The sequence below is a fragment of the Caldimonas tepidiphila genome, from assembly GCF_003569765.1.
Classification (GTDB): Bacteria; Pseudomonadota; Gammaproteobacteria; order Burkholderiales; family Burkholderiaceae_C; genus Caldimonas; species Caldimonas tepidiphila.
This window is the reverse complement of sequence record NZ_QXMG01000049.1, coordinates 25,801-41,744: the sequence shown is the minus strand read 5'-3', so window position 1 is coordinate 41,744 and position 15,944 is coordinate 25,801. Positions and strand designations below refer to the sequence as shown.

The 15,944-nt window shown below is 66.7% G+C and carries 14 protein-coding genes; 10 read left to right on the top strand and 4 right to left on the bottom strand.

Annotation, left to right across the window (positions count from 1 at the left end):
• Nucleotides 1–388: 388 nt before the first annotated feature.
• The 4 genes from minE to D3A59_RS19555 form a co-directional block, all read right to left on the bottom strand.
• The gene (gene minE / locus D3A59_RS19570) at nucleotides 389–673 is read right to left on the bottom strand and encodes a cell division topological specificity factor MinE (protein ID WP_119157006.1); all 285 of its coding nucleotides are present in this window, start codon (nucleotides 671–673) and stop codon (nucleotides 389–391) included.
• Complete coding sequence (minD, locus tag D3A59_RS19565; protein ID WP_119157005.1) at nucleotides 673–1,494, bottom strand: septum site-determining protein MinD; 822 nt, start codon at nucleotides 1,492–1,494, stop codon at nucleotides 673–675. The genes minE and minD overlap by 1 nt, the downstream gene beginning before the upstream one ends.
• Before the next feature lie 45 nt (nucleotides 1,495–1,539).
• Nucleotides 1,540–2,304: a septum site-determining protein MinC gene (gene minC / locus D3A59_RS19560; RefSeq protein WP_119157004.1), complete on the bottom strand. Its 765-nt coding sequence runs from the start codon at nucleotides 2,302–2,304 to the stop codon at nucleotides 1,540–1,542.
• 910 nt (nucleotides 2,305–3,214) lie between these two features.
• The gene (locus D3A59_RS19555; RefSeq protein ID WP_119157003.1) at nucleotides 3,215–3,949 is read right to left on the bottom strand and encodes a LuxR C-terminal-related transcriptional regulator; all 735 of its coding nucleotides are present in this window, start codon (nucleotides 3,947–3,949) and stop codon (nucleotides 3,215–3,217) included.
• Nucleotides 3,950–4,113: 164 nt separating this feature from the next.
• Between D3A59_RS19555 and surE the strand changes: the two genes are divergently transcribed.
• The 10 genes from surE (at nucleotide 4,114) to pheT (ending at nucleotide 15,932) form a co-directional block, all read left to right on the top strand.
• A complete protein-coding gene (surE, locus tag D3A59_RS19550) occupies nucleotides 4,114–4,872 on the top strand; it encodes a 5'/3'-nucleotidase SurE (RefSeq protein ID WP_119157012.1) in 759 nt (252 codons plus the stop codon).
• Complete coding sequence (locus tag D3A59_RS19545; protein ID WP_240636133.1) at nucleotides 4,869–5,765, top strand: protein-L-isoaspartate(D-aspartate) O-methyltransferase; 897 nt, start codon at nucleotides 4,869–4,871, stop codon at nucleotides 5,763–5,765. The genes surE and D3A59_RS19545 overlap by 4 nt, the downstream gene beginning before the upstream one ends.
• Before the next feature lie 39 nt (nucleotides 5,766–5,804).
• Entirely contained in the window at nucleotides 5,805–6,713 is a 909-nt protein-coding gene (locus D3A59_RS19540; RefSeq protein ID WP_119157002.1) for a peptidoglycan DD-metalloendopeptidase family protein, read from the top strand.
• Between the two features lie 635 nt (nucleotides 6,714–7,348).
• A complete protein-coding gene (aceA, locus tag D3A59_RS19535; protein WP_119157010.1) occupies nucleotides 7,349–8,638 on the top strand; it encodes an isocitrate lyase in 1,290 nt (429 codons plus the stop codon).
• Nucleotides 8,639–8,991: 353 nt separating this feature from the next.
• Complete coding sequence (gene thrS, locus D3A59_RS19530; protein ID WP_119157001.1) at nucleotides 8,992–10,911, top strand: threonine--tRNA ligase; 1,920 nt, start codon at nucleotides 8,992–8,994, stop codon at nucleotides 10,909–10,911.
• Nucleotides 10,912–11,051: 140 nt separating this feature from the next.
• Complete coding sequence (gene infC / locus D3A59_RS19525; protein ID WP_240636134.1) at nucleotides 11,052–11,549, top strand: translation initiation factor IF-3; 498 nt, start codon at nucleotides 11,052–11,054, stop codon at nucleotides 11,547–11,549.
• Between the two features lie 149 nt (nucleotides 11,550–11,698).
• Nucleotides 11,699–11,902 (top strand): 50S ribosomal protein L35, encoded by a 204-nt coding sequence (gene rpmI / locus D3A59_RS19520; protein WP_119156999.1) that lies wholly within the window; start codon nucleotides 11,699–11,701, stop codon nucleotides 11,900–11,902.
• Between the two features lie 25 nt (nucleotides 11,903–11,927).
• On the top strand, nucleotides 11,928–12,284 hold the full coding sequence (rplT, locus tag D3A59_RS19515; protein ID WP_119156998.1) for a 50S ribosomal protein L20: 357 nt from the start codon (nucleotides 11,928–11,930) through the stop codon (nucleotides 12,282–12,284).
• Nucleotides 12,285–12,448: 164 nt separating this feature from the next.
• Complete coding sequence (gene pheS, locus D3A59_RS19510; RefSeq protein WP_119156997.1) at nucleotides 12,449–13,486, top strand: phenylalanine--tRNA ligase subunit alpha; 1,038 nt, start codon at nucleotides 12,449–12,451, stop codon at nucleotides 13,484–13,486.
• Nucleotides 13,487–13,511: 25 nt separating this feature from the next.
• The gene (gene pheT / locus D3A59_RS19505) at nucleotides 13,512–15,932 is read left to right on the top strand and encodes a phenylalanine--tRNA ligase subunit beta (RefSeq protein WP_119156996.1); all 2,421 of its coding nucleotides are present in this window, start codon (nucleotides 13,512–13,514) and stop codon (nucleotides 15,930–15,932) included.
• Nucleotides 15,933–15,944: the final 12 nt, after the last annotated feature.

The window sequence follows — 15,944 nt, the reverse complement described above, 5'->3', positions numbered from 1 at the left end:
TCGTCAGGCTATTACACCCAAACCCCCGGTCGCTATGCAGCGGTCGGGGGTTTTGCTTTCGGGGCGGCGGAATCGGGCGAGGCACGATGCCTTGCTGAACCATTCCGGGTCCCGGCTGGTGTTTCCCTCGCGCTCTGGCTACTCCTTCGAGTTCCCTGGCCCGCTTCAAGTCCCGGTCCCTGGCTCCGCCGAGTCCGAATCCCTGGCTCAGCAGTCCTCGGTGCTCCGCCCCCCGTCGAAAGCGACGCCGCCTGCCGGCGGGCAAGCGGCGAGAAGCGTTCCGAACAGTTCCTGTCGGGGCCTTCCGAAGACGGCGTCCCTCAGGCTGCGGTGGAATGCATATGGCCCGATGTCACCGGCTCCCAACTGGAACACGGTGTCTATCCGTTCAGCGCCCTGCAGAGGATGGCGTGCGACTCGTTCCCGGATCAGGCAGGGCAATGTTGATTTCCAGCAATTCGAGGTTGTCGCTGCGTTCCATCTCCACCTTCACGGCGTCCGGCTCCACCGGAACGTAGCGTGCAATGACCTCCAGCAGGTCCTTCTGCAGTCGGGGCAGCCAGTCGATGGCGGCATGATCCGAGCGCTCGCGCGCAATGATGAGTTGAAGCCGATCCTTTGCCACCGAGGCCGTGCTGGGGCGTGAGCCGAACAGCGTCTTGAGCAGCGACATCACTTGCCTCCGAACAAGCGTTGCAGCAGGCCGCGCTTCTCGACCGTGGCAAAGCGCAAGGGACGTTCCTCGCCGAGGAAGCGAGCGACGACGTCGGCGTAGGCTTCCGCCACTGGCTCGCCCTTCATGTGGATGGCCGGCGTGCCTTGGTTCGAGGCCTGCAGCACGACTTCGGACTCGGGAATGATGCCGATGAGCGGCACGCGCAGCAGGTCGTGCACGTCGCCGTGCGACAGCATCTCGCCTTCGTCCACGCGCCGGGGCGAGTACCGCGTGATCAGCAGGTGTTCCTTGACCGGTTCGCGACCCTCCCTCGCACGGCGGGATCGGGCCTGGAGGATGCCGAGGATGCGATCGGAGTCGCGCACCGAGCTGACCTCCGGGTTCGTGACGATGACAGCATCGTCGGCGAAGGTGAGGGCCATCAGCGCTCCATGCTCGATACCGGCCGGCGAGTCGCAGACGATGTACTCGAAACCCATCGCGCGGAGCTCGTCGATCACGCGCTCGACCCCTTCCTCCGTCAGTGCGTCCTTGTCCCGCGTCTGCGAGGCGGGAAGGATGTGGAGGTTCTCGCAGCGCTTGTCCCGAATCAATGCCTGATTCAGGGTCGCCTCGCCCTGGATGACATTCACGAAATCGTAGACCACGCGCCGCTCGCAGCCCAGGATGAGATCGAGGTTGCGCAGGCCGACGTCGAAGTCGATCACGGCCGTCTTGTGGCCACGCATCGCGAGTCCGGTGGCGAAGCTTGCGCTGGTGGTGGTCTTGCCGACGCCCCCTTTGCCGGAGGTCACGACGATGATCTTGGCATTGCTCATTCTGTTCAATCCAGTCTGGCTGTTCTTTTGTAGGGCCGATTCGGCTCAGCGGTCGCCGAGCGGACTCAGCACGATGCGGCGCTGTTCGCCTTCGAGTTGCAGGCTGGCGCGCACCGGGCGGCCGCGGAATTCGTCGGACAACTGCTCGAAGGACTTGTAGATGCCGGCGATCGAGACCAGTTCGGCCTGGAAGTCCAGTGCGAAGACATGGGCGCTCGTGTCCCCGCTGGCACCGGCCATCGCCCTGCCCCGCAATGGTCCGTAGCAGTGGATGTTGCCGTCGGCGATCAACTCGGAACCGGGGCTGGCGCCGGCGAGCAGAACAAGGTCGCGGCCGCGGGCATAGACCCGCTGGCCCGATCGCAAGGGTCGGTCGAGCAGCATTGCAGTCGCAAGCAGCGGTTCCGGCACGACGGGCGGGGGGACAGGTTCGGGCGCCGCGATGGGCGCCGGTGCCGCGTCTGGCTCGTTTCGCGCGGCCATGCCGCGTCCCGCGGCGGGAAGCAGCGCGAGGCCCAGCGCGTCGGCTTCCGACCCGAAAGCCTCGTCCGCGCCCAGCACTGCGACGGGGCGCATGCCGAAGCGGCGCACCATCTCTGCAAGCGGGGCCAGCGACGGAGGTGGCTCGGTCAGGGCGGAGAGGTCGATGACGCCGAGCCCACCGGCAAGGCTGCCATCGGCCTCGAGCACCTTGCGGGCCAGCTCGTCCTCCAGTTGTTCAGGGTCGGCCGTTCGCACAGCGAGCGCGATCACCGGGATGGTCGTGCCGCGCAACCGCAAGGTGGCGGCAACCTGGTTGGCTGCTTTCAAGGTGCTTGTCGTTCGCGCAATGCGGGCGTGCACATTACAGACCCACGTCCGCGGTGGAAACAATCGCGCTCCAGCAAGGAGGCGGACGGAAGAAAACCATTGTACTCAGTGCAACTGGGCGAAATTCCAGTCGTGCCGGCAGCAGACAGACGCCGGCAACGCGAGGATGCTGCGGGGACCGGTGCTCGGCCGGCGCAAGCACGGTTGCGGCGCCTTCCAGCACCCGCTCGCCCCTTCGGCGGCGCTCGCTGGTCGCCGGCTTGCAGCCGCCGGACCGGGGCGGCGGCGAGGCACCGCCCCGGGACTCGGAAGCGTCTTGCGACCGGGTTTGGAGGTCCGTACCCGCCGTCCGATCGGATGCGAACCGCCCTCGGGCGGCCTCGTCCTGCCGCCCGGGCCTCCTGGCGGGCAGATCGTGGAGGAGGAGGGGAATCATCAAGGCGCAGCAGCGAGGCAGAGCTTGGCGATAGTTTCCGCCGGTAGAGAAGTGCCCTGAAGTGTAAGCAGCAGACAGCACTTGTTGTCGTCTGCTTCCCTGTCGTCGAGTTCCGATATTCCGATGCGTGCCCTTTGTCCTCTGCAGGGGCGGGGAGCAGCATGCGGGGTGGCGCCGTACTGCGGCAAGTCATTTTCCTTGGCTGCAACGCCTGCCTGTCGCTTGTCGGTGCCGCGCGCAGCAAAGCGGGAACATGGGGGTGCGTGTCGCGGGTGATTTCATTCCATCTGGACGTGAGTCGACGGACAGGGTCTTTCCGCCTCGCAGGAAAGGGGGGCGCAGCGCCCGCTCCGGCGCCCTGAGCGACAGCGGCTATCGGAAGAGCCTGCAACGAACCCCCGATGGACGAAGGTGCAGGATCGCCATGATGCGCAGCCGCGTCCCTCGCGCCGGTCCTGCTCCTCCGCGTCGAAGTCAAACGAGCCCGTGCTTGCTCGCCAGCACGGCCGCTTCGGCCCGGCTCGAGACGTTGAGCTTCTTGTAGATGGACTTGATGTGGTCGTTGACGGTGAACCACTTGATGTTCAGCAAGCTGGCGATTTCCTTGATCGTGAACCCCTTGCTGAGATAGGTCAGCACTTCGTTCTCGCGCGGTGTCAGGCGACTGCATTCGAGCCGGTCGGCCGGGTCCATCGGAATGGGCTTCGCTGCGGCGGACTCGCGCGGGGTGAGGTCGGCCGCCCGCACTTCCATGCCAGCCCCCTGCCGGAAGTGCATGACCAGGCGCCTGGCGATGGCCGGGGACAGCGGGGGGTGGCCGCGAACGATCTTCTGCAATTCTTCGACGAGCACCTCGAATCGATCTTCCTTCAGCAGGTAACCGTCGGCACCGCACTGGAGTGCGGGAAAGAGGTGCTCGTCGTCCGAGTAAAGGGTGGTCACGATCTTCGTGGCAGGGTAGTGCCGCAGTTCCGCCAGCATTTCCATGCCGTTGCCGTCAGGCAACTCGAGATCGAGCAGCATCAGCCTGTAGGGGTCCGGGCGCAACTCCTCCTGGTGGTGCGGAGTGAGGCCGATGAGGCGCCGCGCCGCCTCCAGGTTGCCCGCTTCGTCGATCACGATCGTGTCGCTGAAACTGTCTCGCACGACACGGCCGAGGAAGGCGCGTGCCACGGGGTTGTCTTCCACGATCAGGACATTGACGACCATGACATCCGTGTCAGCGTTACGTTAAACCCGATCATCCTAGTGCAGGACGGCGCCGTGGTCAGAACCCGAGTCGGGGGGTTGTGTACAGACGCCCTGCATCTACCGCTCGCCTTGGAGCCGGGCCGGCCGGGCCCCGCATGCAGTCTCGTCTCTACAATGCCCTCATGCGCATCCTCATTGCCAACGATGACGGGTACCTCGCCCCCGGCCTGCAGGCGCTCTACCGGGCTTGCGAAGGACTCGGCGAGTTGCACGTCGTGGCCCCCGAGCAGAACGCGAGCGGGACCTCCAACGCGTTGACGCTGCACCGGCCGCTCAGCCTGTTCCGGGCTGCGAACGGATTCCATTTTGTCAACGGCACGCCGTCGGACTGCGTGCACGTGGCGTTGACCGGGGTGCTCGAGCAGCGTCCGGACCTGGTGGTGTCCGGCATCAACAACGGCGCCAACCTGGGGGAGGACACCCTCTATTCCGGGACGGTGGCGGCCGCGATGGAGGGTTTCCTGTTCGGGGTCCCGGCCATTGCGTTCTCCCTGGTCGACAAGGGGTGGAATCACCTCGAGACCGCTGCCCGGGTGGCCCGGGAGGTGGTTCGCGAGGTGATCGAGCGGCCGCCCGCGGCAGTCCCCTTCCTGCTGAACGTGAACATCCCCAATCTGCCCTACCAGGAGCTGCGCGGGCGACGCCTCTGCCGCCTGGGGCGGCGTCATGCGAGTGCCGGGGTGGTCAGCCAGATGAATCCGCGCGGCGAGCCGATCTACTGGATCGGTCCTGCGGGTGACGTGAAGGAGGCGGGGGAGGGCACGGACTTCCATGCCACGGCCCAGGGGTACGTGTCCGTCACGCCGCTCCAGATCGATCTGACGCACCACGCCGCGATGCCGGCTTGGCAGCGGTGGCTGCAAGCCGAGGGCGAGAAGTGAGCCTGCCGCCCAAGCCCGGGGCGTCCCGCCACTTCCCGCTCGCACTCGATCGCGTCGCTCCGGTCGCCAAGACCCTCGTCAGCTCCCCGGTCGCCCCGCGCACGACGGTGCCGGCCGTGCCGCCGGCCACCGCGCCGCGCGCGGCCCACCTGCAGGCCCCCGCCGTGCACCGGCCGCAGCGTCCCTTGCAGCAGGCGGCGCAGGATCGCGCACGCCTGCCGGAGGTGCCTGGACGGCCCGGGCCCGACCTGGACCGCTTGCGTCGTCTCATGGTGCAGCGCCTGGCGGAACTGGGGCTGCGTGACCCGCGGGTCCGCGAAGCGCTGCTGAGCGTGCCGCGACACCATTTCGTCGATCCTGCCTTGCTGCTCCAGGCCTACGAGGACACCAGCCTGCCGATCGGCTTCGGGCAGACCATTTCCAAGCCCTCCGTCGTCGCCCGCATGCTGGAGTTGCTCTGCGCCGGCCGTGGGCTTCAGGGGATGGGCCGCGTGCTGGAGATCGGCACGGGCTGCGGTTACCAAGCCGCCCTTCTGGGGCTGCTGGCGCGTCAAGTCGTGTCGATCGAGCGCTTGCGCCCGTTGCACGAGAAAGCGCTTGCGCTGCTGCAGCCCTTGCGCCATTCCAACGTGAGGCTGGTCTACGGCGATGGCTGCCTCGGATTCTCGCCCCAGGCTCCGTACGACGGCATCATCGCTGCCGCGGGAGGCGGCGAAATCCCGGCAGCATGGCTGGCACAACTGGCCCCGGGAGGGCGCCTTGTCGCGCCGGTGGAAACCGGCGCTGGGGCAGGGCAGGTATTGCTGGTGGTCGATCACCTCGCAGATGGACGTTTTCTTCACACGAGGCACGAAGCGGTACATTTTGTCCCATTAAAATCTGGCGTGAGTTGAGGTGCGCTCGGGCGCGCTTGTTCACTTTCAGGAGATCTGATGCGTTGGAAGCTGGGTGTTTGCGTCCTTGCCGCGTGTGTACTGGCCGGTTGTGCTTCGCCCAGTCATCGTGCACCGGTGGAGGATCGGGCCACCGCAGTGCGCCGCGCTCCGGGCACCGGCGTGGCTGCCGCCCGCCCGACCGATCCTGCGGTTCCCCTGCCGGGGGCCGAGAACGCCGGAAAGCCGGGCTACTACACGGTGAAGCCCGGGGATACGCTGATCCGCATCGGGCTCGACTCGGGACAGAACTGGCGCGACATCGTGCGCTGGAACGGCCTGGAGAATCCGAACGTCATCGAAGTGGGGCAGGTGCTGCGGGTGGTGCCGCCCAACGTCGATCCCATGGTGGCCAGTGTTCGGCCCGTGTCGCCGACGCGCGTCGAGAGTCGGCCGCTCGACACGCGCCCGGGGGCGGTTCCGGGTGCCGCGGGCGTACCGGTGGCAGCTTCCGCCCCGGTGCCTGTCGCCGCCTCCGCTCCGGCGATTGCCGGCAGCGCTCCCTCCGCTCCTGCGCCGGTCGGCGTCGTCAAGGGCGACGATGACATTGCCTGGGCTTGGCCCGCGGCGGGTTCCGTGATTTCCGGCTTCGACGAGGCGCGCAACAAGGGCCTGGGCATCGCCGGCAAGGCGGGGGATGCCGTGCTGGCGGCCGCGGACGGGCGAGTCGTCTACGCGGGCTCGGGGCTGCGGGGCTATGGCAACCTCGTGATCGTCAAGCACAACAACACCTATCTGACGGCCTACGCGCACAACCAGACGCTGCTCGTCAAGGAGGACCAGACGGTGCGGCGAGGACAGAAGATCGCGGAGATGGGGGCGACCGATGCCGATCGCGTCAAGCTGCACTTCGAGATCCGCCGGCAGGGCAAGCCTGTCGACCCGGCCAAGTTCCTGCCGCCGCGCTGAGTTCTGTTTTCCCGACTGCATGGACAGGTGCCCGGGTGGCGCCTGTCACCCTCCAGATAGGCTTTCCGTCCCCGGTTCACTCTGATCTGGTGGGCCGAGGGCACTTTCCTGCACTGCCCCCCTTTCCAGCCCAGCCTCGGCGGCGAGAGGCTGATTTCATGTTCCGCACAAGGGCGCTCCTTCGTGGTCGTCCCGCCCCTGCTGTGCGACCCCTCCCGGCTTTCTCATAGGCTGCGCTCCCCCCGCAGCTCGGGCGAACTGACCCCGCATTCCCCGCCCAGCTTCCTGCCGGCGTCTCCTGATCAGCGCTTCCCCTGGAAGGTGCGGGCTCCGCTGGTTCTGATTTCCGGCGCCTTGTCTTCCAACTTTCCAAGCTTCCCGGATCTCTTTTCACAGAGAACGGAGCGTTTTCGCAATGCAAAATTACCGTCTTGTGCGGGGCAGCAAAATTTTTCATCGCGGAAAAATGAATTTCATATTGAGATAATTGCTTCGTAAGTTATTGATTCAAAAAGAGTTTGATCAATGTCTTATATAAGACATAAGTCTGTCGTCGCGTCGGGGTTGGCTCTATGCTTGAGGCCATACAAGTTCACTTCCTCATCTCTCAAGCACAGGAGCCTGTCATGACCAAACTGACCCGCGAACAGCAGATCGCCGCCCTCGAGAAGGACTGGGCCGAGAATCCCCGTTGGCAAGGCATCAAGCGCGGCTACACCGCTGCCGACGTGGTGCGCCTGCGCGGCTCGGTGCAGATCGAGCACACGCTGGCCAAGCGCGGCTCCGAGAAGCTGTGGAACCTGGTCAACACCGAGCCCTTCATCAACGCGCTCGGCGCGCTGACCGGCAACCAGGCGATGCAGCAGGTCAAGGCGGGTCTGAAGGCGATCTACCTGTCGGGCTGGCAGGTCGCAGGCGACGCCAACCTGGCCGGCGAGATGTACCCCGACCAGTCGCTGTACCCGGCCAACTCGGTGCCGGCCGTGGTGCGCCGCATCAACAACACCTTCCAGCGCGCGGACCAGATCCAGTGGTCCGAGGGCAAGGACGACATCGACTTCTTCGCGCCGATCGTCGCTGACGCCGAAGCCGGCTTCGGCGGCGTGCTCAACGCCTTCGAGCTGATGAAGTCGATGATCGAGGCCGGCGCCTCGGGCGTGCACTTCGAGGACCAGCTCGCCTCGGTCAAGAAGTGCGGCCACATGGGTGGCAAGGTGCTGGTGCCCAGCCGCGAAGCCGTCGCCAAGCTCGTCGCCGCGCGTCTGGCTGCCGACGTGATGGGCACGCCGACCGTGCTGATCGCCCGCACCGACGCCGAGGCCGCCGATCTGGTCACGAGCGACGTGGACGACAACGACAAGCCGTTCCTGACCGGTGAGCGCACCGTCGAGGGCTTCTTCCGTACCAAGCCGGGCCTGGAGCAGGCGATCAGCCGTGGCCTCGCCTACGCGCCCTATGCCGACCTGGTGTGGTGCGAGACCGGCAAGCCGGACCTGGCCTACGCCAAGGCCTTCGCCGAAGCGATCCACAAGCAGTTCCCGGGCAAGCTGCTGTCCTACAACTGCTCGCCCTCGTTCAACTGGAAGAAGAACCTGGACGACGCGACCATCGCCAAGTTCCAGCGCGAGCTGGGCGCCATGGGCTACAAGTTCCAGTTCATCACGCTGGCCGGCTTCCACAGCCTGAACTACTCGATGTTCAACCTGGCCTACGGCTATGCGCGCAACAACATGAGCGCCTTCGTCGAGCTGCAGGAAGCCGAGTTCGCCGCCGCCGAGAAGGGCTTCACCGCGGTGAAGCACCAGCGCGAGGTGGGCACCGGCTACTTCGACGCCGTGACCACCACGATCGAGAAGGAAGCCTCGACCGCGGCGCTCAAGGGCTCCACCGAAGACGAGCAGTTCTTCGACGCCAAGCACGGCTGATCGATCTCGGCCGCGCCTCGTGCAGACCGCTGGGGGGCGGGCTGCACGGGAATGCGGGATGCGTTTCGAGGGGCGCCCGCCACCGTGGGTGCCGCAGCCACGGCCCGGGGGCCACAAGCTCCCGGGCTTTTTCGCGTCCGGGAGGGCCGTGCGCGGCGTTCGCCTACAATGATTCTTTGATCCATTCATCAAGAGCGAGAAAGGCACGACGGGTTATGACACCGCGAACTTGCTTCGGCACCCCTCGCCGGGTCATCTAGGCCGCACGTTCGTTCGTCCCTTCGTTTCGCTTCCCCCACGAACAAAGCGCGGTCCTCCACCGCGCTTTTTTGTTTTCATCCTTCGAGGTTCGCATGATTTCGGTACAGCTCCCTGATGGTTCGCGTCGCGAGTTCCCGCAGCCGGTCACGGTGGCCGAGGTGGCGGCATCCATCGGCACCGGCCTTGCAAAGGCGGCGCTCGCCGGCCGCGTCGGGCAGGGCGAGGAAGCCCGATTGGTGGATCTCAGCCACCGCATCGAGCAGGACACGCCGCTCGCGATCGTCACCGAGAAGGACGCCGACGGCCTGGACGTGATCCGCCACTCCACCGCGCACCTGCTGGCCTACGCGGTCAAGGAGTTGTTCCCCGACGCGCAGGTCACGATCGGCCCGACGATCGAGAACGGCTTCTACTACGACTTCTCGTACAAGCGTCCGTTCACGCCCGAGGACCTTGTGGCGATCGAGAAGAAGATGGCCGAGCTCGCGAAGAAGGACGAGCGCGTCGAGCGCCGCGTGATGCCGCGCGACGAGGCGGTGGCCTACTTCAAGAGCATCGGCGAGCACTACAAGGCCGAGATCATCGGCAGCATCCCGCAAGGCGAGGACGTGTCGCTGTACAGCGAGGGCGGCTTCACGGATCTGTGCCGCGGCCCCCACGTGCCGAGCACCGGCAAGCTCAAGCACTTCAAGCTGATGAAGGTGGCCGGAGCCTACTGGCGCGGCGACCACCGCAACGAACAACTGCAACGCATCTACGGCACCGCCTGGACGAGCAAGGACGATCTGCAGAAGTACCTGCACATGCTGGAGGAGGCCGAGAAGCGCGACCACCGCAAGCTCGGCCGCGAGCTCGACCTGTTCCATGTCGACGACCATGCGCCCGGCGTCGTGTTCTGGCACCCCAAGGGCTGGACGCTGTGGCAGCAGGTCGAGCAGTACATGCGCGCCGTCTACCGCGACAACGGCTACCAGGAGGTCAAGGGCCCGCAGTTGCTCGACCGCACGCTGTGGGAGAAGACCGGGCACTGGGACAAGTACCGGGAGAACATGTTCACGACCGAGAGCGAGAAGCGCGACTACGCGCTCAAGCCGATGAACTGCCCGGGCCACATCCTGATCTACAAGCACGGCATCAAGAGCTACCGGGACCTTCCGCTGCGCTACGGCGAGTTCGGCCAATGCCACCGCAACGAGCCCACGGGCGGGCTGCACGGCATCATGCGCGTGCGCGGCTTCACGCAGGACGACGGCCACATCTTCTGCACCGAGGACCAGATCCTGCCGGAGTGCCTCGCCTTCACGGCGCTGCTGCAGAAGGTCTACCGCGACTTCGGCTTCACCGAGATCCTCTACAAGGTCGCGACGCGTCCCGAAAAGCGCATCGGCTCCGACGAGATCTGGGACAAGGCCGAGAACGCGCTGATCGAGAGCCTGCGCGCCTCCGGCTGCGACTACGTCGTCTCGCCCGGCGACGGCGCCTTCTACGGCCCGAAGATCGAGTACACGCTCAAGGACGCGCTCGGCCGCCAGTGGCAGTGCGGCACGATCCAGGTCGACTTCTCGATGCCCGAGCGGCTCGGCGCCGAGTACGTGGCCGAGTCCGGCGAGCGGCAGGTGCCGGTGATGCTGCACCGCGCGATCGTCGGCAGCATGGAGCGCTTCATCGGCATCCTGATCGAGCAGCATGCCGGCGCGATGCCGGCGTGGCTCGCGCCAGTGCAGGTGGCGGTGCTCAACATCACCGACGCGCAGGCCGATTACGCTGCGGATGTTGCCAAAACACTGCAAAAACAAGGACTTAGAGTGAGCCTTGATTTGCGGAACGAGAAGATCACGTATAAAATCCGCGAGCATTCCATGCAGAAGGTTCCGTACATCCTCGTTGTCGGTGACAAGGAGAAGGCCGCCGGAGCCGTCGCGGTACGCGCTCGAGGCAATCAGGATCTCGGCGTGATGTCCCTGTCGTCTTTCTCCGAGAAGTTGACGAGCGACATCGCCCAGAAGGCCTGAGGGTCGAGGCGTCGGTCTCCCCCGCGGGAGACCACGCCCGGGCGTGTACATCTTTTTGTGTCGGGCCTGGTGCCCAGAGGAACTGAGCCATCGCTACTTTTGCTGACCGCCGCGCGCCCAATGTGGAGCGCAAGCACCGTCTGAACCGGGAAATCACCGCGCCGGAAGTGCGCTTGAACGGGCCGGAAAACGAGCCGCTGGGCATCGTGAGCTTGCAGGAGGCGCTGCGGCTGTCGATGGAACACGACGTCGACCTCGTCGAGATCTCGCCGACCGCTCAGCCGCCGGTGTGCCGGCTGATGGACTACGGCAAGTTCAAGTACCTCGAGCAGAAGCGCGCGTCGGAGGCCAAGGCCAAGCAGCACGTCATCGACATCAAGGAAGTCAAGTTCCGTCCCGGCACCGACGAGGGCGACTACCAGATCAAGCTGCGCAACCTGCGCCGCTTCCTGGAAGAGGGCGACAAGGGCAAGGTCACGCTGCGCTTCCGCGGCCGCGAGATCACCCACCAGGAACTCGGCATGCGCCTGCTAGAGCGTGTGCGCGACGATCTCGTCGATGTCAGCGTCGTCGAGAACATGCCCAAGCTCGAGGGTCGCCAGATGATCATGGTGCTGGCGCCCAAGAAGAAGAAGTGAAGAGATTGCGCAGTCCCTGCTGAAGGGGCTGCGCATCGACACTCCGGCAGCGGTCTGGTCACCGCCGTCGCGAGCAAGTGGCCCGGGGCACATCCGAAGTCTGCGAGAGGTTCGCAGCGCCTCACGGGCACAACTTAAAAGGAGCAGTCATGCCCAAAATGAAGACCAAGAGCAGCGCGAAGAAGCGTTTCCGCGTTCGTCCCGGCGGCACCGTCAAGCGCGGCCACGCGTTCAAGCGCCACATCCTGACGAAGAAGTCCACGAAGACCAAGCGCCAGCTGCGTGGCGTCGCCACCGTGCACGAGACCAACATGGGCCACATCGCCGCGATGCTGCCCTTCGCCGGTCTCTGATCCGCTTCGTCCAAGGAGATAAACAATGCCTCGCGTCAAACGTGGTGTAACCGCCCGCGCTCGTCACAAGAAGATCCTCGCCCTGGCCAAGGGCTTCCGCGGTCGCCGCAAGAACGTCTTCCGCATCGCCAAGCAGGCGGTGATGAAGGCGGGCCAGTACGCCTACCGTGACCGCCGTGCCAAGAAGCGCGAATTCCGCCGCCTGTGGATCGCCCGTATCAACGCGGCGTCCCGTGAGCTCGGCCTGACCTACAGCAAGTTCATGAACGGCCTGAAGAAGGCGTCGATCGAGATCGACCGCAAGGTTCTCGCCGACATGGCCGTCAACGATCCGGCCGCTTTCGGCAGCATCGTCGCGAAGGTGAAGGCTCAGCTCGCTTGAACGCGGTGTGATCCGCCGGCGGGGCTCCAGCAGCCCCCCGGTCTTGCACGGTGCCGGCCCGTCCGCCACCAGCCTCAAAGGCCGTCACCTGGTGCGGCCTTTTTTTATGTCCGGTCCAATTCGACAATCGCGGGTTCCGGCCTCGTCGCTTGTCGTCCGATGAAATGAACGAGCTCGATCAATTGGTGCAGGCCGCGCAGGCCGACTTCGAACAGGCCGCCGCGCCCGCGGACCTGGAGAACGCGAAAGCGCGCTACCTCGGCAAGTCCGGCCGCGTGACGGAGTTGCTCAAGGGCATGGCGGCGCTGTCGCCCGAGGAGAAGAAGGCCCGTGGCGCCGCGATCAACGAGGCCAAGCAGCGCGTCGAGGCGGCGTTGAACGCGCGGCGTCAGGCTCTTGCCGACGCCGAGCTGCAAGCGCAGCTGAAGGCCGAGGCGCTCGACGTGACGCTGCCGGGGCGGCGGCGCGGCACCGGCGGGCTGCATCCGGTCTCGCGCACGATGGAGCGCATCGAGGCGATCTTCGGCTCGATGGGCTTCGACGTCGCCGACGGTCCCGAGATCGAGACCGACTGGTTCAATTTCACCGCGCTGAACACGCCCGCCGACCACCCGGCGCGCTCGATGCACGACACCTTCTACGTCGAGGGCGGCCACCTACTGCGCACGCACACGAGCCCGATGCAGGTGCGCTATGCCGTGCAGCATGTCAAGCAGCACCGCGCCGCGCTCGAGATGGGCGAGGCCATCCCCGAGATCCGCGTCATCGCCCCGGGCCGCACCTACCGTGTCGACAGCGACGCGACGCACTCGCCGATGTTCCATCAGTGCGAGGGCCTGTGGATCGGCGAGAACGTCAGCTTCAAGGACCTGAAGTCGGTGTTCGCCGACTTCTTCCGCAACTTCTTCGAGTCCGACGACCTGCAGATCCGCTTCCGGCCGTCCTTCTTCCCCTTCACCGAGCCGTCGGCCGAGGTCGACATCGCTTTCTCCTCCGGGCCGCTCAAGGGCCGCTGGCTCGAGGTGGCGGGCTCCGGCCAGGTGCACCCGAACGTGGTGCGCAATTTCGGCCTGGACCCCGAGCGCTACATCGGCTTCGCCTTCGGCATGGGGCCGGACCGCCTCACGATGCTGCGCTACGGCGTCAACGACCTGCGCCTGTTCTTCGACGGCGACCTGCGCTTCCTGTCGCAGTTCAAGTGATCACGAGAGGGCAGGAGCAAACACGATGAAATTTCCCGAATCCTGGCTGCGCGAGTTCTGCAACCCGCCGCTTTCCACCCAAGAACTGGCCGATCTGCTGACGATGGCCGGCCTCGAGGTCGAGGAACTCGAGGCGGTCGCGCCCCCGTTCTCCGGCGTCGTCGTCGCGCAGGTGCTCGAGGTCGCGCGCCACCCGAACGCCGACCGCCTCAACGTCTGCCAGGTCGACGCCGGCACCGGCCAAACGCTCACCATCGTCTGCGGCGCGCCGAACGTGCGCCCGGGCATCAAGGTGCCCTGTGCGCTGGTCGGCGCGGCGCTGCCGCCGGCGGAGGAGGGCGGCGAGCCCTTCCGCATCAAGCTCGGCAAGCTGCGCGGCGTCGAGAGCCAGGGCATGCTGTGCTCGGCGCGCGAGCTGAAACTCTCCGAGGACCACGGCGGCCTGCTGATCCTCGGCGACGACGCGCCAGTGGGCGCCAACATCCGCGAGCACCTGGCGCTCGACGACATGCTGTTCACGCTCAAGCTCACGCCGAACCTGGCGCACTGCCTGAGCGTCTACGGCATCGCGCGCGAGGTCTCGGCGCTGACCGGCACGCCGTTGAAGACGCCCCGGTTCACGCCCGCGGCAGTGAAGCACGATGCACGCCTTCCGGTGCGCATCGAGGCGAGCGACCTGTGCGGCCGCTTCTCCGGGCGCATCATCCGCAACGTGAACACCGCGGTGCAGACGCCTGCCTGGATGGTCGAGCGCCTCGAGCGCTGCGGCCAGCGCCCGGTCAGCCCGCTCGTCGACATCTCGAACTACGTGATGTTCGAGCTCGGCCGGCCCTCGCACATCTTCGACCTCGACAAGATCCACGGCGGCCTGACGGTGCGCTGGGGCCGCGCCGGCGAGAAGCTCAAGCTGCTCAACGGCAACACGATCGAGCTCGACGACAAGGTCGGCGTGATCGTCGACGACGAGGCGGTCGAGTCGCTCGCCGGCATCATGGGCGGCGACGCGACCGCGGTGTCCGACGCGACGAGGAACATCTACGTCGAGGCCGCCTTCTGGTGGCCGCAGGCCGTTGCCGGCCGCTCGCGCCGCTTCAACTTCTCGACCGACGCCGGCCACCGCTTCGAACGCGGCGTGGACCCGTCCCAGACCGTCGAGCACATCGAGCGCATCACCGAGCTCGTGCTTGCGATCTGCGGCGGCGAGCCCGGCCCGATGGACGACCAGCAGCTCGTGCTGCCCGAGCGCGCGCCGGTGACGCTGCGCGTCGAGCGCGCCGCCAAGGTGATCGGCATGCCGCTCACGCAGGCGCAGTGCGCCGAGGTGCTGCGCCGGCTCGGCCTCGAGTTCGCCGAGGAGCCGGGGCGCCTGACCGTCACGCCGCCGAGCTGGCGCTTCGACCTGCAGATCGAGGAGGACCTGATCGAGGAAGTGATCCGCGTGCTCGGCTATCAGACGCTGCCGGCCACGCCGCCGCTCGCCCCGGTGCAGGCGCGCGTGCGGCCCGAGGCGCGACGCAGCAGCCACGCGGTGCGCCACGCGCTCGCGGCGCTCGACTACCAGGAGACGATCAACTTCAGCTTCGTCGAGGCGCAGTGGGAGCGCGACTTCGCCGGCAACGAACGGCCGATCGCGCTGCTGAACCCGATCGCGAGCCCCCTGAGCGTGATGCGCTCGACGCTGCTCGGCAGCCTCGTGAACGTGCTGCGCTTCAACCTCGCGCGCAAGGCGGGCCGCGTGCGCGTGTTCGAGATCGGCCGTGTGTTCCGCCGCGACGCGACCGTGCCCGACAGCGACCGCAGCGTCGCCGGCATCGATCAGCCGCTGCGCGTCGCGGGCCTCGCTGCCGGGCCGCTCGAGGCGCTGCAGTGGGGCAAGCCCGAGCGACCGGTGGACTTCTTCGACGTCAAGGGCGACCTCGAGTCGCTGCTCGCACCGCTCAAGCCCCGCTTCGCACCCGCCGAGCACCCGGCGATGCATCCGGGTCGCTGCGCGCAGATCGAGCTCGACGGCCGCGTCGTCGGCCATGTCGGGGAGCTGCATCCGAAGTGGCGCCAGCAGTACCAGCTGCCCCAGGCGCCGGTCGTGTTCGAGCTCGAGGCCGACGCACTGCTGCAGCGCCCGGTGCCGGTGTTCCAGCCGATCAGCCGCCAGCAGGCCGTCACGCGCGACCTCGCCGTGGTCGTCAACGACGCGGTCACGCACGAGGCGCTGATGCAGGCGATCGCTGCCGCCGACACCGGAGGGCTGGTGCGCTCGGCGAACCTGTTCGACATCTACAAGCCCAAGGGCGCGGTGGCGGACATCGCGGCGAACGAGCGCAGCGTCGCGCTGCGGCTGGAGCTGCTCGACGAGGAGGCCACCCTCACCGACGAGCGCACCGAGGCGGCCGTGCAGGCGGTGCTCGCCTCGCTCGGCCAGCGGCTGGGCGCCCGCCTGCGCGCCTGACTGAGCAAATGG

Bases quoted from the DNA above. Each gene is read 5' to 3' on its own strand.
- pheT (WP_119156996.1), top strand. From the start codon at position 13,512: ATGAAATTTCCCGAATCCTGGCTGCGCGAGTTCTGCAACCCGCCGCTT.
- D3A59_RS19555 (WP_119157003.1), bottom strand. From the start codon at position 3,949: ATGGTCGTCAATGTCCTGATCGTGGAAGACAACCCCGTGGCACGCGCC.
- rpmI (WP_119156999.1), top strand. From the start codon at position 11,699: ATGCCCAAAATGAAGACCAAGAGCAGCGCGAAGAAGCGTTTCCGCGTT.
- minD (WP_119157005.1), bottom strand. From the start codon at position 1,494: ATGAGCAATGCCAAGATCATCGTCGTGACCTCCGGCAAAGGGGGCGTC.
- surE (WP_119157012.1), top strand. From the start codon at position 4,114: ATGCGCATCCTCATTGCCAACGATGACGGGTACCTCGCCCCCGGCCTG.
- thrS (WP_119157001.1), top strand. From the start codon at position 8,992: ATGATTTCGGTACAGCTCCCTGATGGTTCGCGTCGCGAGTTCCCGCAG.
- minE (WP_119157006.1), bottom strand. From the start codon at position 673: ATGTCGCTGCTCAAGACGCTGTTCGGCTCACGCCCCAGCACGGCCTCG.
- pheS (WP_119156997.1), top strand. From the start codon at position 12,449: ATGAACGAGCTCGATCAATTGGTGCAGGCCGCGCAGGCCGACTTCGAA.
- rplT (WP_119156998.1), top strand. From the start codon at position 11,928: ATGCCTCGCGTCAAACGTGGTGTAACCGCCCGCGCTCGTCACAAGAAG.
- D3A59_RS19540 (WP_119157002.1), top strand. From the start codon at position 5,805: ATGCGTTGGAAGCTGGGTGTTTGCGTCCTTGCCGCGTGTGTACTGGCC.